The 24,277-nt window shown below is 71.5% G+C and carries 23 protein-coding genes; 18 read left to right on the top strand and 5 right to left on the bottom strand.

Going from position 1 to position 24,277, the window contains the following annotated elements; genetic code table 11:
• From rpsB to rlmN, 7 genes are all read left to right on the top strand, one after another.
• On the top strand, nt 1–752 hold a 752-nt coding region (gene rpsB, locus PLP61_RS01720), incomplete at its 5' end, for a 30S ribosomal protein S2 (RefSeq protein ID WP_324499757.1).
• 46 nt (nt 753–798) lie between these two features.
• Nucleotides 799–1,614, top strand: a complete 816-nt coding sequence (tsf, locus tag PLP61_RS01715; protein ID WP_324499755.1) for a translation elongation factor Ts — start codon at nt 799–801, stop codon at nt 1,612–1,614.
• Nucleotides 1,615–1,684: 70 nt separating this feature from the next.
• A complete protein-coding gene (gene pyrH, locus PLP61_RS01710) occupies nt 1,685–2,398 on the top strand; it encodes a UMP kinase (RefSeq protein ID WP_324499753.1) in 714 nt (237 codons plus the stop codon).
• A 51-nt stretch (nt 2,399–2,449) separates the two neighbouring features.
• The gene (gene frr, locus PLP61_RS01705) at nt 2,450–3,004 is read left to right on the top strand and encodes a ribosome recycling factor (protein ID WP_324499759.1); all 555 of its coding nucleotides are present in this window, start codon (nt 2,450–2,452) and stop codon (nt 3,002–3,004) included.
• A 7-nt stretch (nt 3,005–3,011) separates the two neighbouring features.
• On the top strand, nt 3,012–3,881 hold the full coding sequence (locus PLP61_RS01700; protein WP_324499751.1) for a phosphatidate cytidylyltransferase: 870 nt from the start codon (nt 3,012–3,014) through the stop codon (nt 3,879–3,881).
• 91 nt (nt 3,882–3,972) lie between these two features.
• The gene (locus PLP61_RS01695; RefSeq protein ID WP_324499749.1) at nt 3,973–4,383 is read left to right on the top strand and encodes a hypothetical protein; all 411 of its coding nucleotides are present in this window, start codon (nt 3,973–3,975) and stop codon (nt 4,381–4,383) included.
• Nucleotides 4,380–5,492: a dual-specificity RNA methyltransferase RlmN gene (rlmN, locus tag PLP61_RS01690; protein WP_324499747.1), complete on the top strand. Its 1,113-nt coding sequence runs from the start codon at nt 4,380–4,382 to the stop codon at nt 5,490–5,492. The genes PLP61_RS01695 and rlmN overlap by 4 nt, the downstream gene beginning before the upstream one ends.
• A 16-nt stretch (nt 5,493–5,508) precedes the next feature.
• Here rlmN and PLP61_RS01685 read toward each other — a convergent pair whose 3' ends face one another.
• Nucleotides 5,509–6,426, bottom strand: a complete 918-nt coding sequence (locus PLP61_RS01685; protein ID WP_324499745.1) for a serine protein kinase RIO — start codon at nt 6,424–6,426, stop codon at nt 5,509–5,511.
• Nucleotides 6,427–6,783: 357 nt separating this feature from the next.
• On the opposite strand from PLP61_RS01685, the gene PLP61_RS01680 reads away from it, so the two are divergent.
• Complete coding sequence (locus tag PLP61_RS01680; protein ID WP_324499743.1) at nt 6,784–8,130, top strand: M1 family metallopeptidase; 1,347 nt, start codon at nt 6,784–6,786, stop codon at nt 8,128–8,130.
• A gap of 12 nt (nt 8,131–8,142) precedes the next feature.
• On the opposite strand, the gene ddaH is transcribed toward PLP61_RS01680, so the two are convergent.
• The 3 genes from ddaH to PLP61_RS01665 form a co-directional block, all read right to left on the bottom strand.
• A complete protein-coding gene (gene ddaH, locus PLP61_RS01675; protein ID WP_324499741.1) occupies nt 8,143–8,922 on the bottom strand; it encodes a dimethylargininase in 780 nt (259 codons plus the stop codon).
• A gap of 24 nt (nt 8,923–8,946) precedes the next feature.
• Nucleotides 8,947–10,236, bottom strand: coding sequence for an NAD(P)/FAD-dependent oxidoreductase (locus tag PLP61_RS01670; protein WP_324499739.1), 1,290 nt, complete (start codon nt 10,234–10,236; stop codon nt 8,947–8,949).
• Between the two features lie 92 nt (nt 10,237–10,328).
• The gene (locus PLP61_RS01665; protein ID WP_324499737.1) at nt 10,329–10,808 is read right to left on the bottom strand and encodes an Lrp/AsnC family transcriptional regulator; all 480 of its coding nucleotides are present in this window, start codon (nt 10,806–10,808) and stop codon (nt 10,329–10,331) included.
• Between the two features lie 169 nt (nt 10,809–10,977).
• Here PLP61_RS01665 and PLP61_RS01660 point away from each other — a divergent pair, with 169 nt between their 5' ends.
• From PLP61_RS01660 to PLP61_RS01640, 5 genes are read left to right on the top strand one after another with little or no spacing between them, the layout of a single operon-like run.
• Nucleotides 10,978–12,231 (top strand): polyamine ABC transporter substrate-binding protein, encoded by a 1,254-nt coding sequence (locus tag PLP61_RS01660; protein ID WP_324499735.1) that lies wholly within the window; start codon nt 10,978–10,980, stop codon nt 12,229–12,231.
• Between the two features lie 4 nt (nt 12,232–12,235).
• Nucleotides 12,236–13,405, top strand: coding sequence for an ABC transporter ATP-binding protein (locus PLP61_RS01655; RefSeq protein WP_324499732.1), 1,170 nt, complete (start codon nt 12,236–12,238; stop codon nt 13,403–13,405).
• Nucleotides 13,402–14,364, top strand: coding sequence for an ABC transporter permease (locus PLP61_RS01650; protein ID WP_324499730.1), 963 nt, complete (start codon nt 13,402–13,404; stop codon nt 14,362–14,364). The genes PLP61_RS01655 and PLP61_RS01650 overlap by 4 nt, the downstream gene beginning before the upstream one ends.
• Entirely contained in the window at nt 14,364–15,167 is an 804-nt protein-coding gene (locus tag PLP61_RS01645; RefSeq protein WP_324499728.1) for an ABC transporter permease, read from the top strand. Before PLP61_RS01650 ends, PLP61_RS01645 begins: the two co-directional genes overlap by 1 nt.
• Nucleotides 15,168–15,171: 4 nt before the next feature.
• Nucleotides 15,172–16,584, top strand: coding sequence for an NAD(P)/FAD-dependent oxidoreductase (locus PLP61_RS01640; protein WP_324499726.1), 1,413 nt, complete (start codon nt 15,172–15,174; stop codon nt 16,582–16,584).
• A 22-nt stretch (nt 16,585–16,606) separates the two neighbouring features.
• On the opposite strand, the gene PLP61_RS01635 is transcribed toward PLP61_RS01640, so the two are convergent.
• Nucleotides 16,607–18,007 (bottom strand): aspartate aminotransferase family protein, encoded by a 1,401-nt coding sequence (locus PLP61_RS01635; RefSeq protein ID WP_324499724.1) that lies wholly within the window; start codon nt 18,005–18,007, stop codon nt 16,607–16,609.
• Between the two features lie 155 nt (nt 18,008–18,162).
• On the opposite strand from PLP61_RS01635, the gene speB reads away from it, so the two are divergent.
• The 5 genes from speB to PLP61_RS01610 all read left to right on the top strand — a co-directional run bounded on the left by speB (nt 18,163) and on the right by PLP61_RS01610 (nt 24,272).
• Complete coding sequence (gene speB, locus PLP61_RS01630) at nt 18,163–19,167, top strand: agmatinase (RefSeq protein WP_324499722.1); 1,005 nt, start codon at nt 18,163–18,165, stop codon at nt 19,165–19,167.
• On the top strand, nt 19,164–20,795 hold the full coding sequence (locus tag PLP61_RS01625; protein ID WP_324499720.1) for an amidohydrolase: 1,632 nt from the start codon (nt 19,164–19,166) through the stop codon (nt 20,793–20,795). Before speB ends, PLP61_RS01625 begins: the two co-directional genes overlap by 4 nt.
• 11 nt (nt 20,796–20,806) lie before the next feature.
• Complete coding sequence (locus tag PLP61_RS01620; RefSeq protein ID WP_324499718.1) at nt 20,807–21,445, top strand: ATP/GTP-binding protein; 639 nt, start codon at nt 20,807–20,809, stop codon at nt 21,443–21,445.
• A gap of 154 nt (nt 21,446–21,599) precedes the next feature.
• Nucleotides 21,600–23,033, top strand: coding sequence for a gamma-aminobutyraldehyde dehydrogenase (locus tag PLP61_RS01615; protein WP_324499716.1), 1,434 nt, complete (start codon nt 21,600–21,602; stop codon nt 23,031–23,033).
• 39 nt (nt 23,034–23,072) lie between these two features.
• Entirely contained in the window at nt 23,073–24,272 is a 1,200-nt protein-coding gene (locus PLP61_RS01610) for a saccharopine dehydrogenase family protein (RefSeq protein WP_324499714.1), read from the top strand.
• The last annotated feature ends 5 nt before the right edge of the window (nt 24,273–24,277 follow it).

The following is a 24,277-nucleotide window of genomic DNA, read 5'->3' as shown; positions in this document are numbered from 1 at the left end:
TGTTCGTCGGCACCAAGAAGCAGGCCCAGGAGGCGATCGCCGAGCAGGCGACCCGCGTCGGCATGCCCTACGTCAACCAGCGCTGGCTCGGTGGCATGCTCACCAACTTCCAGACCGTGCACCAGCGGATCAACCGGCTCAAGGAGCTCGACGAGCTGGACTTCGAGAACGTGGCCGGTTCGGGCCGCACCAAGAAGGAGCTGCTCCACCTCAAGCGCGAGCGGGACAAGCTGGACAAGACCCTGGGCGGAATCCGCGAGATGACCCGCACGCCCGCGGCGGTCTGGGTCGTCGACACCAAGAAGGAGCACCTGGCCGTCGAGGAGGCGCGCAAGCTCCGGATCCCCATCATCGGCATCCTGGACACCAACTGCGACCCCGACGAGGTCGACTTCCCGATCCCGGGCAACGACGACGCCATCCGGGCCGTCGGGCTGCTCACCCGGGTGGTGGCCGACGCCGTGGCGGAGGGTCTGATCGCCCGGTCCGGCGCCCGCGGCGACGGTGCCGGCGCCGTCGAGGAGCCGCTTGCCGAGTGGGAGCGCGAGCTGCTGGAGCAGTCCACCGCGGAGGTCCCCGTTGCGGAGGCTCCGGCCGCGGAGGCCCCGGTCGTCGAGGCTCCGGTCGCGGAGGCTTCGGTCGTCGAGGCTCCGGTCGTCGAGGCCCCGGCCGCGGAGGCTCCGGTCGTCGAGGCCCCGGTCGCGGAGGCCCCGGTCGTCGAGGCCCCGGCCGAGACCGAGCAGGCCGACTGAGCCCTGCCCACGGTCCCCTTCCCACCCCGACTCGAGAGAGATGAACATGGCTGACTTCTCCGCCGCCGACGTCAAGAAGCTCCGGGACATGACCGGCGCCGGCATGATGGACTGCAAGAAGGCGCTCGAGGAGGCCGCCGGCGACTTCGAGGCCGCCGTCGACATCCTGCGCACCAAGGGTGCGGCCAAGGCCGCCAAGCGAGGCGCCGAGCGCGAGGCCACCGCCGGCCTGGTGGCCACCTCCGGCGGCGCCCTGGTCGAGCTCAAGTGCGAGACCGACTTCGTCGCCAAGGGCGAGGACTTCGTGGCCGTCGCCCAGCAGATCGCCGAGGCTGCCGACCAGGCCGGGGCCACCGACGCCGACGCGCTCCGGTCGGTGCCCTTGGGCGAGCGCACCGTCGGCGAGGTCGTCCAGAACCTGGCGATCACCATCGGCGAGAAGATCGAGCTCGGCCGGGTGGCCTACTTCGACGCCCCCGTCGTGGCGTACATGCACAAGCGGGCCCAGGACCTGCCGCCGGCGGTCGGCGTGCTGGTCCAGTACGCCGGCGCGGACGCCGACGCCGCCCGTGGGGTCGCGATGCAGATCGCCGCGATGCGTCCGCAGTACCTCACCCGCGACGACGTCCCGGCGGACCTGGTCGCCCACGAGCGCCAGATCGCCGAGGCCACCGCGCGGGAGGAGGGCAAGCCCGAGCAGGCCATCGCCAAGATCACCGAGGGGCGGCTCAACGGCTTCTTCAAGGAGGTCGTGCTGCTCGACCAGCCGTCGGTCACCGAGCACAAGAAGTCGGTCAAGGCGGTCCTGGGCGAGGCGGGAGTCAGCGTCACGCGGTTCGCCCGGTTCGAGGTCGGCGCCTGATCCCGTAGGGTTCGGTCTCGGACGGAGAACCACCCTCGTCTGCCCGGCCCGCCGAACGAAGGGACCAGCCGTGCCCGGTTACCACCGAGTCCTGCTCAAGCTCTCCGGCGAGGTGTTCGGCGGGGGAAAGGTCGGGGTGGACCCCGACGTGGTCTCGAAGATCGCTCGAGAGATCGCGGCGGTGGCACGGGCCGGGGTGCAGGTCGCCGTGGTGACCGGGGGCGGCAACTTCTTCCGCGGCGCCGAGCTCCAGCAACGGGGCATGGACCGGGCCCGTGCCGACTACATGGGCATGCTCGGCATCGTGATGAACTGCCTGGCCCTCCAGGACTTCCTGGAGAAGCTCGGCGTGGAGACCCGCGTCCAGACCGCGATCGCCATGGGCCAGGTCGCCGAGCCCTACGTGCCGCGACGCGCCATCCGGCACATGGAGAAGGGCCGGGTGGTCATCTTCGGCGCCGGCATGGGGATGCCCTTCTTCTCCACCGACACCGTCGCCGTCCAGCGCGCCCTCGAGTCCAAGTGCGATGCCGTCCTGGTCGCCAAGAGCGGCGTGGACGGCGTCTACACCGCCGACCCGCGTCTGGACCCCACCGCGACGAAGTTCGACACGCTCACCTACGCCGAGGCGATGGCCCGCGGCCTGCGCATCATGGACCAGACGGCGTTCGCCCTGTGCGGGGAGAACAAGCTGCCCATGGTGGTCTTCGGCATGGAGCCGGAGGGGAACATCCTGCGCGTCGTGCAGGGTGAGAAGATTGGCACGCTCGTCAGCGCCGGCTGAACCCGCCGACAGCCTGACCAGCGACGCAGCGACGACGAGGAGCAAGGCGTGATCAACGAGATCCTGAACGAGGCCGACCAGAAGATGGACAAGTCGGTCGAGGCGACGCGCGAGGAGTTCGCCGCCGTGCGTGCGGGCCGGCCGAGCCCGAGCATGTTCAACAAGATCACCGTGGAGTACTACGGCACGCCCACCCCGCTGCAGCAGCTGGCCTCCTTCACCACCCCGGAGGCGCGGATCATCCTGGTGTCGCCGTACGACATGTCGGCGATGGCCGCCATCGAGAAGGCGATCCGCGAGTCCGACCTCGGCGTCAACCCCGCGAACGACGGCAAGCTGCTGCGTTGCGTGTTCCCCGACCTGACCGAGGAGCGGCGCAAGGAGTACATCAAGGTCGTCCGGCACAAGGCGGAGGAGGGCCGGGTCTCGGTGCGCAACATCCGCCGGCACGCCAAGCAGCACCTGGAGCGGCTGGACAAGGACGGAGAGGCCGGCGCCGACGAGGTGGCGGGGGCGGAGAAGCGTCTCGAGGCGATGACCAAGACGCACACCGACACGATCGACGACCTGCTCAAGCACAAGGAAGCCGAGCTGCTCGAGGTCTGAGCCGCCGATGACCACCTCACCCCCCTCGGTCCCGGCCAAGGACTACGGACGCGCCGGGAGGAACCTGCCCGCAGCCGTCGGATCGGCTGTGGTCCTGCTCGCGGTGATCGGCGCGTCGCTGTTCTTGTGGAAGAGCGCCTTCATGCTCATCGTGGCGGTCGCCGTCGTGGTTGCGGTCTGGGAGCTCGCCCAGGCCGTGCGCACCCAGGGCATCGACCTCCCCGAGCAGCCGGTGATCGTCGGCGGCGTGGCCATGGTGCTCCTCGCCTACTTCTGGGGCACCTCCGCGCTGGTGACCGCAACCGGCGTCACCGCGCTGGTGATCATGCTCTGGACCCTGCGACGCGGGGTGGACGGCTACGTCAAGAACGCCACCGCCGGAGTGTTCACCGTGGTCTACGTGCCGTTCCTCGGCTCTTTCGTCGGGCTGCTGCTCGCCGAGGGCGGTGCCTGGGACTTCGAGCCCTGGGACGACGGGGTGCGGGCGATCCTCACCTTCATCCTGGTGACGATCTCCTCCGACATCGGCGGGTACGCCGCCGGCGTCCTGTTCGGCAAGCACCCGATGGCTCCGGTGATCTCGCCGAAGAAGTCGTGGGAGGGCTTCGCCGGGTCCACGCTGGCCTGTGTCCTCGTCGGGTGGGCGCTGACCGTCTACCTGCTCGACGGCGACTGGTGGGTGGGCGTGCTGCTTGGCCTGGTCACCGTGGTGATGGCCACGCTGGGCGACTTGTGCGAGTCGGTGATCAAGCGCGACCTGGGCATCAAGGACATGAGCCACATCATCCCCGGCCACGGGGGCCTGATGGACCGGATCGACTCGCTCCTCGCGACCGCGGCACCGATCTGGATCGTGCTCCACTACCTGGTCTTCTGACCCGGGTCCGTCCGCGGGCGGCCGTCCCGGTACCGGGGATTCGTGGCCGCCACCGGGACGGCACCTACCATGGACGCCATGGGAGCACGTGATGAGTGAGGGGTCTGCGGCGCCGGCCGGCTACGGGAGCACGGGCGACCTCGGGGGCAGCGACGACATCCTGCCCGGGTCCGGTCAGACCGGTACCGCCCGCGAGCTCGACTGGTGGCACCGTGACCACCCCACCTTCACCGCCCTCACCGGGTTCTTCTCCGGCCTGCTGCTGGTGACCCTGCTCCCAGGGATCTTCGTGGCACTCATGAGCGGGATCTTCGACGAGCGCACCGCCGAGGAGGCCTTCCCGTTCGTGCTGCTCGCGTTCGCCGTGCCGCTAGGGCTGCTCGCCTTCCCCCGGACCCGCCGGTTCGGCAAGTACCTGCTGCTGGGGATGGTGGTGACCCTGCTGATCGTCTTCGGGGTCGGGACCATCGTGTTCTGGCTGATGCTCCGCTTCTCGGCATGACCTCGCTGCCGCTGGTCTTCGAGGAGCCGCGTGGCCGGGCGAAGCCTCCGCGCCACCTGGCCGACCTCACGCCCGACGAGCGGCGCGCAGCGGCGGTCGAGCTCGGTATGCCGGCGTTCCGGGCCGACCAGCTCTCGCGCCACTACTTCACCCGGCTCACCGACGACCCTGCCCTCATGACGGACCTGCCCGCGCACCAGCGGGAGGAGATCGTCGCGACCCTGCTGCCGCGCCTGATGACCCCGGTGCGGACGTTGGAGGCGGACCGCGGCACCACCCGTAAGACGCTCTGGCGGCTGGGGGACGGAGCGCTGGTGGAGTCGGTGCTGATGCGGTACCCGGACCGGGTCACGCTCTGCGTGTCCTCCCAGGCCGGGTGCGGGATGGCGTGTCCCTTCTGCGCCACCGGCCAGGCCGGCCTGCAGCGCAACCTGTCGACTGCGGAGATCGTCGAGCAGGTGGTCGCCGCGGCCCGCTCGCTGGCCCGCGACGAGGTTCCCGGCGGTCCCGCACGGGTGTCCAACGTCGTGTTCATGGGCATGGGCGAGCCGTTGGCCAACTACCGGGCCGTCCTGGGCGCGGTACGCCGCCTGACCGACCCGGCTCCGGGCGGGTACGGCATGTCCGCCCGGGGCGTCACCGTCTCCACCGTGGGTCTCGTGCCCCGCATCCGACAGCTGGCCGAGGAGGGGATCCCGGTCACCCTGGCGCTCTCCCTGCACGCGCCCGACGACGACCTCCGCAACGAGCTGGTGCCGATCAACACGCGGTGGAGCGTGGCCGAGGCGGTCGACGCGGCCGCCGGCTACCACGAGCGCACGGGTCGCCGCGTGTCGGTCGAGTACGCCCTGATCCGCGACGTCAACGACCAGGGCTGGAGGGCCGACCTGCTCGGCGACGTCCTCAACCGGCACGGCCGGCGCGGCTGGGTCCACGTGAACCTCATCCCGCTCAACCCCACCCCGGGCTCGAGGTGGACCGCCTCGGACCCCCGGGACGAGCGCGAGTTCGTCCGCCGCCTCGAGGCCAGGGGGATCCCCACCACGGTGCGCGACACGCGGGGACGCGAGATCGACGGGGCCTGCGGCCAGCTCGCCGCGACGGAGTAGCTGCGGGGACCGGGCCTCAGAAGGCGTGCGTGACCACGTCGCCGAACAGCTCGTGCTCGTCGACGTCCAGACCGCGGGACCGGAACCACGTGCACACGTTCTGGCAGTCGCGCATGAGAAAGTCCATCCCGGCCGGGTTCGCCACCAGGTCCACCATCTGGGGGAGGTCGATGACGACCAGCCGCGGTCCGGCGGCGAGCAGGTTGTAGGCGGACAGGTCGCCGTGGACCAGTCCCAGCTGGGCCAGCGTGCCGATCACCTCGCGCAGCTGGTCGAAGTACGACGCCAGCAGGGCGCGGTCCGGACGCGTCTGCGCCAGCCGGGGCGCGGTCTCTCCGTCGATCTGGATCCACTCCATGAGGATCTCGGTGCCGTCGACCTGGACCGGGTAGGGCACGGGAAGGCCCTGCGTCCAGAGCCGGGTGAGCGAGTCCCACTCGGCCGCCGCCCACTGGCCCGCCGCGACCGCGCGACCGTAGGAGCTCTTGCGCTGCACCGCCCGGTTGTCGCGGGTGTTCCGGCCCCGGCGCCCCTCGGTGTAGGACGCCGAGCGGTGGAAGCTGCGGTGGTCCTCGTCGCGGTAGCGTTTGGCGGCCATCACCACGGACGGGCCGGCGGGGACCCCGCGCTCGAGCAGGAACACGTCGGCCTCCTTCCCCGTCTTGAGCACGCCGAGCTCGGTGTCGATCGCAGCCTGTGAGGTCACGACCCAGTCAGGTCGCGGCTGAGGGCCGCGGCACAGCGGCTCGACGCTGAGCCAGGTGGACCAGCGCTGGTCCTCCTCGAGATCGTCGAGCGCGTGGAAGTCGAAGACGAACCGAGGGTCGACGTCGTCGGCCCGGTCGGGTGGGGCGAGCGCCGCCTCGGGCTCAGCGGGGAGGGGACGCGAGCGGGTGGAGAGAGCCGGGAACGGACCGGCGAGGGGATGTGTCATCGGGATGGGTGCTCCAGAAGGTCGAGAGGGTGACGGTGGGCAGGCCACTGACAGGGACGGTCATGTCTGCCTCCTCTCGACCCGGCCCCCTCGACGGGCGCCGCTAGGGCGATCACCGCTTTCCGCGGACATCGGAAGCCATGCTCCCCGGCCGGGGCGGCACCGGGCAACCGGTTTTCCGCCGTATGCTTCATGATGAGTCGTCCGCAAGGGGGTTCCGTGCTCCGCCGCCGTGCCACGGCCACCCTCCTGGTGGCCCTGCTTGCCCTACCTGGATCCGCACAGGCTGGATCCGCGCAGGCAGGAGGCGCCACGCGTGCCGAGGGGCCCGCGCCGGCCGGTGCCGTCCCGCGAGCGGTGGCGGGGCCGGGCGCCGCCGGCATCGGCGACGACTACTTCCCCCTGGACGGCAACGGGGGCTACGACGTGAAGCGGTACGACGTGCACGTCGCCTACGACTTCCGGACCGCTCACCTCTCCGGCTGGACCCGCCTGACGCTGCGCACGACCGAGGACCTGTCCCGGTTCAACCTGGACTTCCTGCTCCCCGTCACCGCGGTCCGGGTGGCCGGTCGGCCGGCCGGCTACACCCGGCCGGTGCGCCACGAGCTCCAGATCACGCCGTCGAGCCCGCTGAGGCGGGGGACCCGGGCCCGGGTGCTGGTGCGCTACGCCGGCTACCCGCGGCGCTACACCTACGCCGGGGAGAGCAACTGGCTCGCCGGTGCCGGGGAGGTGGTCGCGATGAACCAGCCGCACATGGCGCCCTGGTGGTTCCCGGGCAACGACCACCCCCTCGACCGGGCCCGCATGGACGTGCACGTCACCGTCCCCGCCGGGCGGCAGGTGGTCTCCAACGGGGTCCTGGCCGGCTGCCGCCGGCACGGCGACCGCACCACCTGGCACTGGCGGGCGCGCGAGCCGATGGTGCCCTACCTGGCCTTCTTCGCGGCAGGCCGGTTCGAGATCGAGCAGGGCCGGGTCCGGCACGGCCGGCTGCGGGGCCTGCCCTGGCTGGTGGCCGTGTCCCGCGACGTGCCGGCCCCGCTGCGCCCCGGGCTGATGCGGCTGATGCGCCGCTCACCGGCGGTGGTCGGCTGGCTCTCCGCCGAGCTGGGCCGCTACCCGTTCAGCAGCACCGGTGGGCTGGTCACCGGTCTCGACCCGGGCTTCGCGCTCGAGAACCAGACCCGGCCCACCTACCCGGCGGTCGCTCCCGGCTCGGTGGGCCTGGTCGTGCACGAGCTGGCGCACCAGTGGTTCGGCGACGACGTGGCGGTACGCCACTGGAAGGACATCTGGCTCAACGAGGGCTTCGCGACCTACATGGAGCACCGGTACGCCGAGACCCACGGGGGGCGGTCGACGGCCTCCTGGCTCCGCGCGCGTTACGACAGCCTGCCGCCCAGTAACCGCTTCTGGGCGCTGTCGCTGGCCGACCCCGGGCCCGGCCACCTGTTCGACTCACCGGTCTACCTGCGCGGCGCCATGGCGCTGGCGGCCCTGCGCGACCGGATCGGCGAGCCCGACTTCCGGGTCCTGCTGCGTACCTGGGTACGCCGGCACGGGGGGAGGACCGGGTCGACGGACCAGTTCCGCGCGCTGGCGTCCGCGGTCAGCGGCGAGGAGCTTGCCGGGTTCTTCGACGCGTGGCTGGTGGCCAGGGCCAAGCCGGCCGACACCGCCGCGAACGGGCTCGGGTAGGCCCCGGGCCCGTCAGTCGGCCATCGGGTGCCGCAGCCGCACGGACAGGCAGGTGACGCAGCCCTCCAGCTTCTCGAACTCGCTGATGTCCACCGCGACCACCCGCAGCCCGCGGGCCTCGAACATCTCCCGGGTCCGCGGCGCACCGCTCGACATCAGGACCGTGCCGCCGTCGAGGAGCACCACGTGGGAGCCAGGCTCCTCGGGCACAGCGGCGAACGTCGACCAGGTGGCGGGCTCGTCGACCAGCGGCGGGTAGCCCACGACGGTCCCGTCGGGCAGCGCGGTCACGGCCGACTTCAGGTGCAGCACCCGGGTGACCGGGACCGCCGTGACCACGGCGCCGAGCGGAGCCAGCAGCCGGCCGAGCTGGGCGGCCCCCTGCTCGTTGGTGCGTCCGCCGAGCCCCACCCACACCCGGGCCCCGTGCTTGAGCACGTCGCCCCCGTCGAGGGTTCCGGGCGCCTCGATCCGCTCGACGCGGTACCCCATCGCGGTCAGCGTCTGCTCCGTCCCGGCGGTCTCGGGGCGCCGGCTCTCCGCGCCCGGTCGGGCGAGGACCGCCAGGTCGGCGTAGACCACGACGGTGTCCTCCACGAACACCGCGTCCGGGCAGTCGTCGGCAGGCGGCACCTCGACGGTCTCCCAGCCCTCGCGGTGCAGCGCGGCGACGTACCCCTCCCACTGCGCGCGGGCGAGGTCGACGTCCACGGGGACGCGCTCGAGGTGGGTCAGCAGGCCCTCGGCGAGCCGGGGGCCCGGTCGGCGGACCAGGGCGCGTCGCGCGTGCATGGGTGCTCCTCTCGTGTGCGTGGCTCAGCCACCCAGGAGGGGCGACATCAGCCGGGCGGTGAGGCTCTGCCGTCCGGTGCGCCGCTCCTCGGCGTCAGCGAAGGTCATCGCCCGCAGCCCGGCGTTCATCCCCAGCCAGCGCAGCGGTTCGGGCTCCCAGCCGCGGGAGCGGTGCCCGACCCAGGGCAGCCGGGTCAGCTCGGTGTCGCGTCCCAGCACGAGGTCGCGCAGGGTGCGCCCGGCCAGGTTGGTGGTGCTCACTCCGTCCCCGACGTAGCCCCCCGCCCAGCCCAGACCGGTCCTGGGGTCCCAGCCCACCGAGGCCATCCAGTCGCGGGCCACACCGAGGGCTCCTCCCCAGGCGTGGGTGAACCGGGCGTCGCTGAGGACGGGGAACAGGTCGCGCAGCGTGTGGCGAAGCGCGGCGAAGACCCGTTCATCCCGGTCGAACCCCGGGGCGGTCCGCGAGCCGAAGTGGTACGGCGCCCCTCGGCCGCCGAAGACCAGCCGGTCGTCGGCGGTGCGCTGTCCGTAGATGACCAGGTGACGGTGGTCGGCGAAGGTCTCCCGGCGCGCCAGCCCGATCTGCTCCCACACCTCGGGGGGCAGCGGCTCGGTGGCCACGATCAGCGAGTAGACCGGGGCGAGGGCGCGCCGTAGTCCGGCCAGGCTCGCGGTGTAGCCCTCGGTCGCGCGGATCACGGTGCCTGCGCGCGCCGTGCCGTGCTCGGTCACCGCGCGGCCCTGCTCGACGGCCCGGACGGGGGTGTGCTCGTGGATCCGCACCCCTCGGCGCTCGGCCGCCTCGGCCAGTCCACGGACCAGGCGCGCGGGCTGGACGACGGCGCAGTCGGGGGTGTACGTCGCCCCACGGACCCGGGTGGCTGCGAGCACCCCCGTGGCCTCCGTGGCATCCAGGAGGCGGAGGTGGTCGTCACCACGGCCACAGGCGCGGGCCTCGGCCACCTCCTCACGGGCCCGCTGCCACTCGGTCCCGCTACGCGCCAGCACGATCGTGCCGCCCTTGGCGTAGTGGGCGTCGATGCCCTCTGCGGCGGCCACCGCGCCGACCTCGTCCACCGTCGCACACATCGCGCGGTGCTGGGCGAGGGCGCCTTCCCGGCTCGAGCCGGGCAGCCGGGCGAGCCGGTCGGGCGAGGCCGGGAACAGCGCCGAGCACCAGCCCCCGTTGCGGCCGGAGGCCCCGAACCCGGCGACCTCGGCCTCCAGCACCAGGATCCGCAGCCCGGGATCAGCCTCGGCCAGGTAGTAGGCCGTCCACAGGCCGGTGAACCCGGCCCCGACGATCACCACGTCGGCGTCCGCGTCCCCCGGGAGGGCCGGGCGCGGGGTCCAGCTCAGCGCAGGGTCGGCGTGCCAGAGCGACAGCTGCGCGTAGTGGCCGGTCAGCGCACACCCCAGGAGTAGGTCTGCTTCTTCAGCTCCAGGTACATGAACGTCTCGGTGCTCTCAACCCCGGGCACCGTGCGGATCTTCCGGGAGATCAGCTCCAGCAGGTGGTCGTCGCTCTCGCACACCGCCTCGACGAGCAGGTCGAACGTGCCGGCGGTGACCACGACGTAGTCGATCTCCTCGATCTCGGCCAGCCGCTCGGCGGCCTCCTCCAGCGGGCCGCGGACCCGGATCCCGATCATCGCCTGGCGGGCGAAGCCCAGCTCGAGCGGGTTGGTGACCGCGACGACCTGCATCACCCCGGAGTCCGCGAGACGCTGCACCCGCTGGCGCACCGCGGCCTCGGACAGCCCCACCACCTTGCCGATCGCGGCGTACGAGCGCCGCCCGTCCTGCTGGAGCTGCTCGATGATCGCCTTGGACACCTCGTCGAGGTGCGGTCGGCGGCGGTCGGAGTGAGAGTTGCGGGTCACAGGTCGCAGCGTGCCAGCCTTGCGGCGCGGGGTCAAAGGTCTGTGCCGGGGGTGGCGAGTACGCGAAATCGTTGTTTGGTGTCCAGAACGGCACCGATTCCCTTGTGGTCAAGGCCCGGCCGTGCGACGATCCCCCCCACACCGGACGGGATACGTGAGGGAGCAGTGCATGGCCGCGGGATCCAGACCGGGACGTCGTACCGACTCGGCGACGGAGCGTCTCGCCGCAGACCTCCTTCGGGAGCTGGGGTCACCGGCGCGCCACCCGCTCTCCCGGCGTGGCGTGCTGCGCGGCGCCGGACTCGGCGCGGCCGGGCTCTCGACCCTCCCGCTGCTCAGTGCCTGCGGCACCCCCGGCATGAAGCAGGACCCGGCGACCTGTACCGCCCCAGACGTCAGCGACGTCGACCGGAAGCTGGTCTTCTCCAACTGGCCGCTCTACATCGACGAGGACGGCAACCGCCTGCCCACCCTCGAGGCCTTCGAGAAGGCCAACGACATCGCCGTCACCTACCAGACCGACATCAACGACAACAACCAGTTCTTCGCCAAGATCCGGATGCAGCTGGGCAGCTGCGAGCCGATCAACCGCGACATCATCACCCTCACCGACTGGATGGCCGGGCGGCTGGTCGGCCTGGGCTGGACCCAGCCGCTCAACCAGGACACCATCCCCAACGTCCGGGCCAACCTGCTGGAGACGCTGCGCCACCCCCAGTGGGACAAGGACCGCTCGTTCTCGGTCCCCTGGCAGAGCGGGCTGACCGGCGTGGCCTACAACGCCAAGTACACCGGGGAGATCACGAGCTTCGAGGAGCTGGTCACCCGGCCCGACCTCAAGGGCAAGATCAGCCTGCTCCGCGAGATGGGCGACACGATGGGCTTCTTCCTCAAGCTGGTCGACGCCGACCCCAACGACTTCACCGAGGAGGAGTGGAACGCGGCCATCGACCGGCTCCAGCAGGTCGTGGACTCCGGGCAGGTCCGCCAGTTCACCGGCAACAACTACACCGGACCGCTGAACAAGGGCGACATCGTGGCCTGCGAGGCCTGGTCCGGCGACATCATGGTGATGCAGTCGGAGAACCCCGACATCAGGTTCGTGGTGCCGGAGGAGGGCCTGTCGCTGTGGAGCGACAACATGCTGGTGCCCAACAAGGCCACCCACCAGACCAACGCCGAGAAGCTCATGAACTACTACTACGAGCCGGAGGTGGCCGCGACCTTGGCCGCCTGGGTCTGGTACATCTGCCCGGTCCAGGGCGCCGAGGCGGCGATGGAGAAGATCGACCCCAGCCTGGTGGGGAACCCGCTGATCTTCCCCACCGCGGACGACCTGTCCAAGACCTTCGCCTTCATGCTGGTGCCCGACGGCATCCGCGAGGCCTACAACAAGCAGTTCAACCGAGTGATCGGAGCCTGACCCCATGAGCGCAGACGAGATGACCGCCCCGGGCCTGGCCTCCCCGACGGCCGACGCCCCCGGCAGCGACCTGGTCCTCACCGGAGTCACCAAGCGGTTCGCCTCGTTCACGGCGGTCGACAACCTCGACCTCACCGTGCCCCAGGGCGCCTTCTTCGCGCTGCTCGGTCCGTCGGGCTGCGGGAAGACCACGACGTTGCGCATGGTGGCCGGCCTGGAGGAGCCGACGGCGGGCCGGATCCGGCTCGGCGAGCAGGACATCACCCGCCTCAAGCCCTACAAGCGGCCGGTCAACACGGTCTTCCAGAGCTACGCGCTCTTCCCGCACATGACGATCTTCGAGAACGTCGCCTTCGGCCTGCGGCGCCAGGGCAAGTCCGACGTCAAGCAGCAGGTCGAGGAGATGCTGGAGCTGGTCGAGCTCGGCCAGTACTCCGGCCGGCGGCCCACCCAGCTCTCCGGCGGCCAGCAGCAGCGCGTCGCGCTGGCCCGGGCGCTGATCAACCGGCCCCAGGTACTGCTGCTCGACGAGCCGCTGGGAGCCCTGGACCTCAAGCTGCGCCGCCAGATGCAGATCGAGCTCAAGCGGATCCAGACCGAGGTCGGGATCACCTTCGTGCACGTGACGCACGACCAGGAGGAGGCCATGACCATGGCCGACACGGTCGCGGTGATGAACGGCGGTCTCATCGAGCAGATGGGCGCGCCCATGGACCTCTACGAGCACCCGCGCACCACGTTCGTGGCCAACTTCCTGGGCCAGTCCAACCTGATCCGGGGGCGGGTCAAGGGCGTCGACCGGGACACTGTCGTGGTCGACGTGCAGGGCTCGACGCTTCGCGGCCCGCGGGCCCGCGCGGCCAGCGACGGCGGCGAGGTCTGGGTCGGCGTCCGCCCCGAGAAGGTCTTCCTCTCCCACGCCGGGACGGAGGAGGACGACACCAACGCCTTGCGCGGAGGCGTGGTCAGCGACGTCAGCTTCATCGGGGTGAGCACCCAGTACCTCGCCCGGATGCCCTGGGGCCAGGAGATCATGGTCTTCGAGCAGAACACCGGGGCGCGTGAGCGGTTCTCCGTCGGTGACCCGGTGGACCTGCACTGGGTGCCGGAGCACACCTTCCTGCTCGACGCCGACCAGGACGCGCTCGCCGGCGTGGAGCTGGAGGGCGTATGAGCATCGCGCACCTCGGCCCCGGCCCCACCGCGCCGGCCGCCGCCGTCCCCGAGCCGCCCAAGCGGCGGGGCTGGGTCGGCTACGCGCTGCTGCTCCCCGCGGCGCTGTGGCTCCTGGTGTTCTTCGTCATCCCGCTGGTGCAGCTGGTCGCCACGTCGCTCTACGACCCGGCCGGGACGCTCGAGTCCGGCTACGACATGACCTGGCACTGGCAGAACTACCAGACCATCTTCAACGACTACATGAAGCTCGACCCGTGGTACGACGTGACCTCCTCGCCGTTCGGCCGGGCGATGGTCTACTCCGGGATCGCCACCCTGGCCTGCATCCTGCTCGGGTACCCGCTGGCCTACGCCATCGCCTTCAAGGCCGGCCGGTGGAAGAACCTCATGCTCGTGGCGGTCATCGCCCCGTTCTTCACCTCGTTCCTGGTGCGGACCCTGTCCTGGCAGCTGATCCTCTCCGACGAGGGCTTCTTCATGCAGGTGCTCAACACCCTGCACATCACCGACCTGCTGGAGGCGCTCCACATCGCCGGGTCGGAAGGCAACCTGCTGGCCACGCCCTTCGCCGTGGTGACCGGCCTGACCTACAACTTCCTGCCCTTCCTGGTGCTGCCGCTGTACGCGTCGCTGGAGAAGATCGACCCGCGGCTGCTCGAGGCGGGGGCGGACCTGTACGCCTCCCCCTTCACCACCTTCCGCAAGGTCACCCTGCCGCTGTCGATGCCCGGCCTGGTGGCGGGAACGCTGCTGACCTTCATCCCGGCCGCCGGCGACTTCATCAACGCCGAGCTGCTCGGCAACCCGACCACCCAGATGGTCGGCAACGTGATCCAGAACCTGTTCAACGGCGGCTCCTACCCCGACGCCGCGGCGCTGTCAGTCGCGCTGATGGTGATCATCGTGGTGCTGGTGCTCGCCTACATCCGCCGGGCCGGGACCGAGGAGCTGGTGTGATGACGCGCGTGGGCAAGTGGGTCAGCGAGCACCTCATCATGTTCGTGGGACTGCTGGTCCTGCTGTACATGCTGACCCCGGTGTTCGTCGTGGTGCTGATGTCGTTCAACCAGCCGGCCTCCCGCAACAGCTACACCTTCAACACGTTCACCCTGGACAACTGGCTGCACCCCTGCGCCCCCAACGGGATGTGCGAGTCGGTGGCGCTGTCGATCCAGATCGGCCTGCTGGCCACGGTCGGTGCCACCATCCTCGGCACGCTGATGGCCTTCGCCCTGGTGCGGCACCGGTTCCGTGGCCGGGCGCCCGCCAACGTGTTCACCTTCCTGCCCATGGCCTCGCCCGAGATCGTGCTGGGCTCCTCGCTGCTCGCCCTGTTCGTCTCCGCCGGGCTCGCCGGGCAGCTGGGCTTCGGCACGATCCTGATCGCCCACATCCTGTTCTGCCTCAGCTTCGTCGTGGTGACCGTCAAGGCGCGGCTCGCGGGGCTGGACCCGCGGCTGGAGCAGGCGGCGATGGACCTGTACGCCAACGAGTGGCAGACGTTCTGGCGGGTGACCTTCCCGCTGGTCTTCCCCGGCATCCTGGCCGCGGCCCTGCTGGCGTTCTCGCTGTCCTTCGACGACTTCATCATCACCAACCTCAACGCGGGCCAGGAGGTGACGTTCCCGATGTTCGTGTGGGGCGCCGCGCAGCGCGGCATCCCCCCGCAGATCAACGTCATCGGCAGCATCATGTTCTTCACCGCGCTGGCCCTGGTCGTGCTCGGCGACCTCAATGCACGGCGCCGCTCGAAGCGCTGAGCCGATGACCGCCGACCCGGCCGCGGCCCACCCGTCCCTGGCCGACGCCGCCCCGGAGGTGCTCTGGCTGGACGACCCCGACCGGCCGGCGGCGCTCGACCCGCTGCCGGTGGGGCCGACCCGGGCCGAGCTGGTCGTGGTCGGCGGCGGGTACACCGGGCTGTGGACCGCGCTGCGGGCCAAGGAGCGCCGCCCCGAGACCGACGTGCTCCTGCTCGAGGCGGGGGAGTGCGGGTGGCAGGCCTCGGGCCGCAACGGCGGGTTCGCGGCGGCCTCCCTCACCCACGGCTTCCACAACGGCGTCGAGCGCTGGCCCGACGAGCTGGCCGAGCTGGACCGGCTGGGGGCCGAGAACCTCGCCGAGATCGGCCGGACCGTGAGCCGCTACGACATCGACTGCCGCTTCGAGCGCACCGGTGGTCTCGACGTGGCCACCGAGCCGCACCAGGTCCACGAGCTCGCCGAGACGGCCGCGGCGATGCTCGCCGCCGGCCACGACGTCGTGCTGCTCGACCGGGCGGCGGTCCGCGCCGAGGTCGACTCCCCGACGTACCTCGCCGGGCTTCTCGACCCCCACGGCGTCGCGCTGGTCGAGCCCGCGCGGCTGGCCTGGGGCCTGCGCCGGGCCTGCCTGGACCTCGGCGTGCGCATCCACGAGCAGACGCTGGTCACCGGGCTGCTCGACGACGGCCGGACGCTGGAGGTGGACACCGACCGCGGCGCGGTGCGCGCCGACCGGGTGGTGCTGGCCACCAACGCCTTCCCGCCGCTGCTGCGCCGGCTCCGGCTGATGACCGTCCCCGTCTACGACCACGTGCTGGCCACCGAGCCGCTCACCCCGGCCCAGCTCGCCGCGCTCGGCTGGGAGGGCCGCCAGGGCATCGGGGACAGCGCCAACCTGTTCCACTACTACCGGCTGACCCGCGACCACCGGATCGTCTGGGGCGGGTACGACGCCGTCTACCACTACGGGAGCCGGATCGCGCCACCGCTGGAGCAGAACCGGCGCACCCACGCCCTGCTCGCGCGGCACTTCTTCGAGACCTTCCCGCAGCTCGAGGGGCTGCGTTTCACCCACCGCTGGGGCGGGGTGATCGACACCTGCACCCGCTTCGCGGCGTTCTTCGGGACCGCCTTCGACGGGCGGGTCGCCTACGCGATGGGCTACACCGGGCTCGGCGTGGCGGCCACCAGGTTCGGGGCCGACGTCGTGCTCGACCTGCTGGACGGCGCGGAGACCGAGCGCACCCGGCTGCGGATGGTCCGGGAGCGACCGCTGCCGTTCCCGCCCGAGCCGGTCCGCGCCCTGGGCATCACCCTGACCCGCTGGTCGCTGGAGCGGGCCGACCGCAACGCCGGCCGGCGCAACCTGTGGCTGCGCACGCTCGACGGGCTGGGCCTCGGCTTCGACTCCTGAGCCCCCGGTCGGTCGGAGCGGGTCAGAGCAGGGTCCAGGCCTTGTCCAGCACCGCGCGCAGGATCTGCTCCATCTCGTCGAAGTGCTCCTGGTCGCAGATCAGCGGCGGAGCGAGCTGGACCACCGGGTCGCCCCGGTCGTCGGCGCGGCAGTAGAGGCCGGCGTCGTACAGCGCCTTGGACAGGAAGCCGCGCAGCAGCCGCTCGGACTCGTCGTCGCTGAAGGTCTCCTTGGTGGCCTTGTCCTTGACCAGCTCGATGCCGTAGAAGTAGCCGTCCCCCCGCACGTCACCGACGATGGGCAGGTCCTTCAGCTGCTCCAGGGTGGCCCGGAACGCGCCCTCGTTCGCCCGCACGTGCTCGTTGATCTTCTCCTCCTCGAAGATCTCGAGGTTCTTCAGCGCCACGGCGCACGAGACCGGGTGGCCGCCGAAGGTGTAGCCGTGCAGGAAGGAGTTGTGGCCCTCCAGGAACGGCTCCATCAGCCGGTCGCTGGCGATCATCGCGCCCAGCGGCGCGTAGCCGGAGGTCAGTCCCTTGGCGCTGGTGATGATGTCGGGCTGGTAGCCGTAGCGCTCGGCCCCGAACATGTGCCCCAGCCGGCCGTAGGCGCAGATCACCTCGTCGCTGACCAGCAGCACGTCGTACTCGTCGCAGATCTCGCGGACCCGCTGGAAGTACCCGGGGGGCGGCGGGAAGCAGCCGCCGGAGTTCTGCACCGGCTCGAGGAAGATCGCCGCCACGGTCTCGGGACCCTCGAACTCGATGGCCTCGGCGATCCGGTCGGCGGCCCAGCGGCCGAAGGCGGTCAGGTCGTCGCCGTGCTCGGGGGCGCGGTAGAAGTTGGTGTTGGGGACCCGGAACGTCGAGGGGACCAGCGGCTCGAACGGCGCCTTCATGCCGGGGATTCCGGTGATCGACAGCGCGCCCTGGGGGGTGCCGTGGTAGGCGATCGCGCGGCTGATGACCTTGTGCTTGGTGGGCTTGCCGGTGAGCTTGAAGTAGTGCTTGGCCAGCTTCCAGGCCGACTCCACCGCCTCACCGCCGCCGGTGGTGAAGAACACCCGGTTCAAGTCGCCGGGGGCGTGGCCGGCGATGCGCTCGGCGAGCTCGATCGCACCCGGGTGGGCGTAGGACCACAGCGGGTGGAACGCCAGCGTCGAGGCCTGGGCGGCGGCGGCCTCGGCGAGCTCGGTGCGGCCGTGTCCGAGCTGGTTGACGAACAGCCCCGCCAGGCCGTCGAGGTACCGCCGGCCCTGGGCGTCGTAGATGTAGGCGCCCTCGCCCTTGACGATCACCGGCATGTCGCTGCCGTCGTAGACGGAGTGTCGCGAGAAGTGCAGCCACAGGTGGTCCCGGGCCGCCTCCTGCAGCCGCTCGTGCGCGACGGCGTCCAGCACGACGTTCTCAAGCTCAGTGGTCATTCAGGTCTCGCCTCTTCGGTGTTGGGGTGCCACCATCTTGCCGGGCCTGCTCGGTCTCTGCAAGTGAATCCGTTGTCTGCGCGCGGCGGTCTTACGGATTCCGTTGCCTCCTCCGGGTGCTGCCCATCGGCTCCCCGGGCTGGTAGGAATCTCCCATGAGCCGCTACGGAGCCCAGTTCGGTCCCGACGTCACCTTCCTGGGCGTCGACGCGGTCGACCTCGACGATCCCACGTCGTACGCCGATGCCGACGTCGTCGTGCTGGGGGCACCCTTCGACGGGGGCACCTCCCACCGGCCCGGCACCCGCTTCGGGCCGGGGGCGATCCGGCAGACCTGCTACCTGGCCCACGACGGCTCGAGGCCGCACCTGGCGCTCCGGGTGGACGCCCTGCGCGACCTGCGGGTGGTCGACGCCGGCGACGTGGAGATGCCTCCTGGGGAGATCCAGCGGGCCCTGGGCGGGCTGGAGGACGCGGTCTACGCGGTCGCCCGGACCGGAGCGGTGCCGCTGGTGCTCGGCGGCGACCACTCGATCGCCCTGGCCGACGCCACCGGCGTGGCCCGGCACCGGGGCTACGGCCGGGTCTCGATGCTCCACTTCGACGCCCACGCCGACACCGGCGACATCGAGTTCGGCTCGCTGTACGGCCACGGTCAGCCGATGCGGCGCCTGATCGAGTCCGGCGCGCTGCGGGGGGACCGGTTCCTGCAGATCGGTCTGCGCGGCTACTGGCCGGGTCCCGAGACGCTGGACTGGATGGCCGAGCAGCGGATGCGGTCCTTCGAGATGACCGAGATCGGCGCCCGGGGCCTCGACGACTGCCTGGACGAGGCGTTGGAGATCGCCCTGGACGACTGTGACGCGGTCTTCCTCTCCGTCGACATCGACGTGTGCGACCCCGGCCACGCGCCCGGCACGGGCACCCCCGAGCCGGGTGGGCTGTCCTCCCGGCAGCTGCTGGACTCCGTGCGCAGGATCTGCCGCGAGCTCCCGGTCGCCGGCATCGACGTGGTGGAGGTCTCCCCGCCCTACGACCACGCCGAGATCACCGCGTACCTCGCCAACCGGGTCTGCCTCGAGGCGCTCTCCGGGCTGGCCGCGCGGAAGGTGGGGATCACCCACGACCCCGCCGGGCCACTGCTGGAGGGACGCGGATGAGCCGGGTGGTGCTGCGCGGGGGAACGGTCTTCGACGGGTACCGCTACCTCGGTGCGGGCGCGGTGGTCGTCGAGGACGGCCGCATCCGCGGTGTGGAGCGGGCCGAGCCCGACACCGCCGGGGCCCTGGTGGTGGACCTGGCGGGTGGCCTGGTGGCCCCGGGTTTCGTCGACGCCCACGTGCACGCGGTGCAGGGCGGTCTGGAGCGGATCCGCTGCGACCTCTCCGGGCTTCGGACCCGGGAGGACTACCTCGCCGCGATCGCGGCGTACGCCGCGGAGCACCCCGACCTGCCGTGGATCCTCGGCGGCGGCTGGGCGATGGCCGCGTTCCCCGGCGGCGCGCCGCTGGCCGCCGACCTGGACGCCGTCGTCGCGGACCGGCCGGTCTTCCTGCCCAACCGCGACCACCACGGGGCCTGGGTGAACAGCCGCGCCCTGGAGCTGGCGGGCCTCGACGACGCCGCGACCCCCGACCCCTCCGACGGCTATCTCGAGCGCGATCCCGCCGGCCGGCCCAGCGGCACCCTCCACGAGGGGGCGATGGCGCTGGTCGCCCGGCACCTCCCTGCCACCGGTCCGGAGGAGTACTACCGCGCCCTGATGGCCGGCCAGGCCCACCTGCACTCCCTGGGGGTGACCGGCTGGCAGGACGCCATCCTCGGTGACTACGCCGGCATGGACGACCCGTCCCCGACCTACCTGCGTGCGGCCCGTTCCGGCGAGCTGACCGCGTCGGTGGTGGGGGCGCTGTGGTGGGACCGGCGCCGCGGTGAGGAGCAGATCCCGGAGCTCGTCCGGCGCCGCGCCGAGCTGACGCACGGCCGGCTGCGGGCCACCAGCGTGAAGATCATGCAGGACGGTGTCGCGGAGAACGGCACCGCGGCGCTGGGCGCGCCGTACCTCGACCGGTGCGGGCACCCCACCACCAACACCGGCCACTCCTTCGTGGAGGCGGCCGCGTTGCGCAGGTACGTCGCGGCGCTGGCCGCGGAGGGGTTCCAGGTGCACGTGCACGCCATCGGCGACCGCGGCGTCCGGGAGGCCTTGGACGCCTTCGAGCACGCCCGGACGGCGGTGGGCAGCGGGGACCTGCGCCACCACGTGGCCCACCTCCAGCTGGTGCACCCCGACGACGTCGCCCGGTTCGCCGCCCTCGAGGTCACCGCGAACATGCAGGCACTCTGGGCGTGCCTGGACGACCAGATGGTCGAGCTCACCGTGCCGTTCCTCGGCGACGAGCGCGCCGCCTGGCAGTACCCCTTCGGCGACCTGCACCGTGCCGGCGCACGGCTGGCCGCCGGCAGCGACTGGCCCGTGAGCACTCCCGACCCGCTCGCAGCGATCCACGTCGCGGTGAACCGGACGGCCTACGGCGAGGAAGGGCCGGCCGCCCACGTCCCGTTCCTCCCCGAGCAGGCCCTGGACCTGGCGACGGCGTTCGCGGCGTACACCTCGGGCTCGGCCCGGGTCAACCACCGTGACGACGCCGGCGTGCTGGCCCCCGGCGCGGTCGCGGACCTGGTGGTGCTGGACCGCGACCCGTTCGCCGGGCCGGTGGAGGAGATCGGTGCGGCCCGGGTGGTGTCGACCTGGGTCGACGGCCGTCCGGTCCACGGGAGCGAGTGAGAGGCGAGGACATGGTCATCTGCACCTGCACCCGGGAGCACCAGCAGCGGCGGGTGGTGCTCACCGGGGGTCCCGGAGCCGGCAAGACCGCGTTCCTGGAGCTGGTCCGCCAGTCGCTGTGCCAGCACGTCACCGTGCTGCCCGAGTCGGCCAGCCTGCTGTTCAACGGTGGCTTCCCCCGGCACGAGGAGACGCAGTGCCGGCGGGCGGTCCAGCGAGCCATCTACCACGTCCAGCGCGAGCTCGAGGTCGTCGCCGAGACACACCGCCCGGCGCTGGTGATCTGCGACCGCGGCAGCATCGACGGGCTGGCCTACTGGCCCGGACCGACCGAGGACTTCTGGGCGCAGCTGGCGACCACCCGGGAGGCCGAGCTGGCGCGCTACGACGCGATCATCCACCTGCGCACCCCCAGCGCCGAGGGTGGCTACAACCACCGGAACCCCCAGCGCACCGAGTCGGCGGCCGAGGCGGCGGAGATCGACGAGCGGATCCTGGCGGTGTGGGCCGGCCACCCCGGTCTCCACGTCATCGAGCCGTCGCTGTTCTACCTCGAGAAGGCCGCGCACGCCCTGGAGGTGCTGCGCAGCCTGCTTCCCGAGTGCTGCACCGGACACCTGCCCGAGACGGGCCCCACGCTTCAGCTCTGACGTGCAGTTTGCGTGGCGTCCGTGCCTCGATCACGTGGAATCAGTCGGTCAAGCGGGTCTCCTCTACAGAATCCGTGGCCGCACGGCTACGCTCGCCGTTGACGTCCAGGGCATGACCCTGGAGCGGACCGAGCAGGACACAGGAGCTGGTGTGATGGCGGACGAGGTGTTCCGGAACGTGATCAACGGCGACGTCGTCGACGCGCTGTCGGGGGAGACCTACGACGTCATCGACCCGACCACCGGCGAGGTGTACGCCGCAGCCGCGATGTCGCGCGCCGAGGACGTCGACCGCGCCTACCAGGCGGCCTCGAAGGCGTTCGAGTCGTGGGGCGACACCACGCCCTCGGAGCGCCAGCAGGCGCTGCTCAAGATCGCCGACGCGATCGACGCCCGGGCCGACGAGATCGTCCGGGTCGAGTCGAAGGACACCGGGAAGCCGCTCGGGCTCACCGCCTCGGAGGAGCTGCCGCTCAGCTCGGACCACTTCCGGTTCTTCGCGGGGGCGGCCCGGGTGCTGGAGGGCAAGTCGGCCGGGGAGTACCTGCGCGACCACACCTCCTTCATCCGCCGGGAGCCGATCGGCGTGGTCGGTCAGGTGACGCCCTGGAACTACCCGCTGATGATGATGATCTGGAAGATCGCCCCGGCGCTCGCCGCAGGGAACACGGTGGTCCTCAAGCCCAGCGACACCACCCCCGCCTCGTCGGTGCTGCTTGCCGAGCTGTGCCAGGAGTTCCTGCCCCCCGGCGTACTCAACCTGGTCACCGGGGACCGGGAGACGGGGCGCAGCCTGGTCCAGCACAAGACCCCGCAGATGGTCTCGATCACCGGCTCGGTCCGGGCGGGCATGGAGGTGGCCGGCGCCGCGGCTGCCGACCTCAAGCGGGTCCACCTCGAGCTCGGGGGCAAGGCCCCGGTCGTGGTGTTCGACGACGCCGACGTGCCGGCGGCGGCCGAGGCGATCGCGATGGCGGGCTACTTCAACGCCGGCCAGGACTGCACCGCGGCCACGCGGGTGCTGGCCGGACCGGGTGTCCACGACGACTTCGTCGCGGCCCTGGTCGAGCAGGCCCGCAGCACCGTCACCGGGATGCCCGACGACCAGGACGTCGCGTACGGGCCCCTCAACAACGCCAACCAGCTCGCCCACGTCTCCGGGATGGTGGAGCGGCTGCCCGGCCACGCCCGGATCGAGGCCGGCGGCCACCGGGTCGGCCAGAGCGGCTACTTCTTCGAGCCGACCGTGCTCTCCGGCCTGCAGCAGGACGACGAGCAGATCCAGACCGAGATCTTCGGGCCGGTGATCACCGTGCAGCGGTTCACCGACGAGGACGAGGCGGTGCGCTGGGCCAACGCCGTGGAGTACGGTCTGTCCTCCTCGGTGTGGACCAAGGACCATGCCCGGGCGATGCGGATGGCCAAGCGGCTCGACTTCGGGGTGGTCTGGATCAACACCCACATCCCGTTCATCTCCGAGATGCCCCACGGCGGCTTCAAGCACTCCGGGTACGGCAAGGACCTGTCGATGTACGGCCTGGAGGACTACACCCGCATCAAGCACGTGATGTCCTACATCGGCCGGTAGCCCGAGCCGAGGAGTCGGATCCGACGGAGACGAGGAACCATGAGAATCCTGCTGGTCGGCGCCGGCGGCGTCGGCGCCGCGTTCGCCGCGATCGCGGCGCGTCGCGACTTCTACGAGGCGATCGTGATCGCCGACTACGACCTGACCCGCGCCGAGGCGGCGGCCACCGACCCACGCTTCGTGCCCGCCCGGGTGAACGCGTCCTCGGCGGAGTCGGTGGCGGCCCTGTGCCGTGAGCACGCGATCACCCACGTGATGAACGCCGTGGACCCGCGCTTCGTGATGCCGATCTTCGACGGCGCCGCCGCGGCCGGCGCCGACTACCTGGACATGGCGATGTCGCTGTCCCGGCCGCACCCGACGGCGCCGTACGCCGAGGTCGGGGTCAAGCTCGGCGACGAGCAGTTCGCCCGGGCGGGGGAGTGGGAGGCCGCCGGCCGGCTCGCGCTCGTCGGCATCGGCGTCGAACCGGGGCTGTCCGACGTCTTCGCGCGCTACGCCGCCGACCACCTGTTCTCCGAGATCGACGAGCTCGGCACCCGGGACGGGGCCAACCTCACCGTCGAGGGCTACGACTTCGCCCCGTCGTTCTCGATCTGGACGACCATCGAGGAGTGCCTCAACCCCCCGGTGATCTGGGAGCGCGACAAGGGCTGGTTCACCACCGAGCCGTTCTCCGAGCCGGAGGTCTTCGACTTCCCCGAGGGCATCGGGCCGGTCGAGTGCGTGAACGTCGAGCACGAAGAGGTCCTGCTCATGCCGCGGTGGGTGGACTGCCGCCGCGCCACCTTCAAGTACGGCCTGGGCGAGGAGTTCATCGACGTCCTCAAGGCCCTGCACAAGCTCGGTCTGGACCGCACCGACAAGGTCCGGGTCGGGGAGGTCGAGGTCTCTCCCCGGGACGTCGTGGCCGCGTGCCTTCCCAACCCGGCCGAGCTCGGGCCCCGGATGACCGGCAAGACCTGCGCGGGCCTGTGGGTCACCGGCACCGGCAAGGACGGCAGCCCCCGTTCGACGTACCTCTACCACGTGGTGGACAACGAGTGGTCCATGGCCGAGTACGGCCACCAGTGCGTGGTCTGGCAGACCGCCGTCAACCCGGTCGTCGCGCTGGAGCTGATCGCCCGGGGGACCTGGACCGGCGCCGGCGTCCTGGGCCCCGAGGCCTTCGACGCGGTCCCGTTCCTCGACCTGCTCACCGAGTACGGCGCGCCCTGGGGCCTCCACGAAGTGCGCTGACTGAC

It is taken from the genome of Nocardioides sp., assembly GCF_035429765.1.
In the GTDB taxonomy this organism is placed as follows: Bacteria; Actinomycetota; Actinomycetes; order Propionibacteriales; family Nocardioidaceae; genus Nocardioides.
This window is presented reverse-complemented; position numbering and strand designations above follow the sequence as displayed.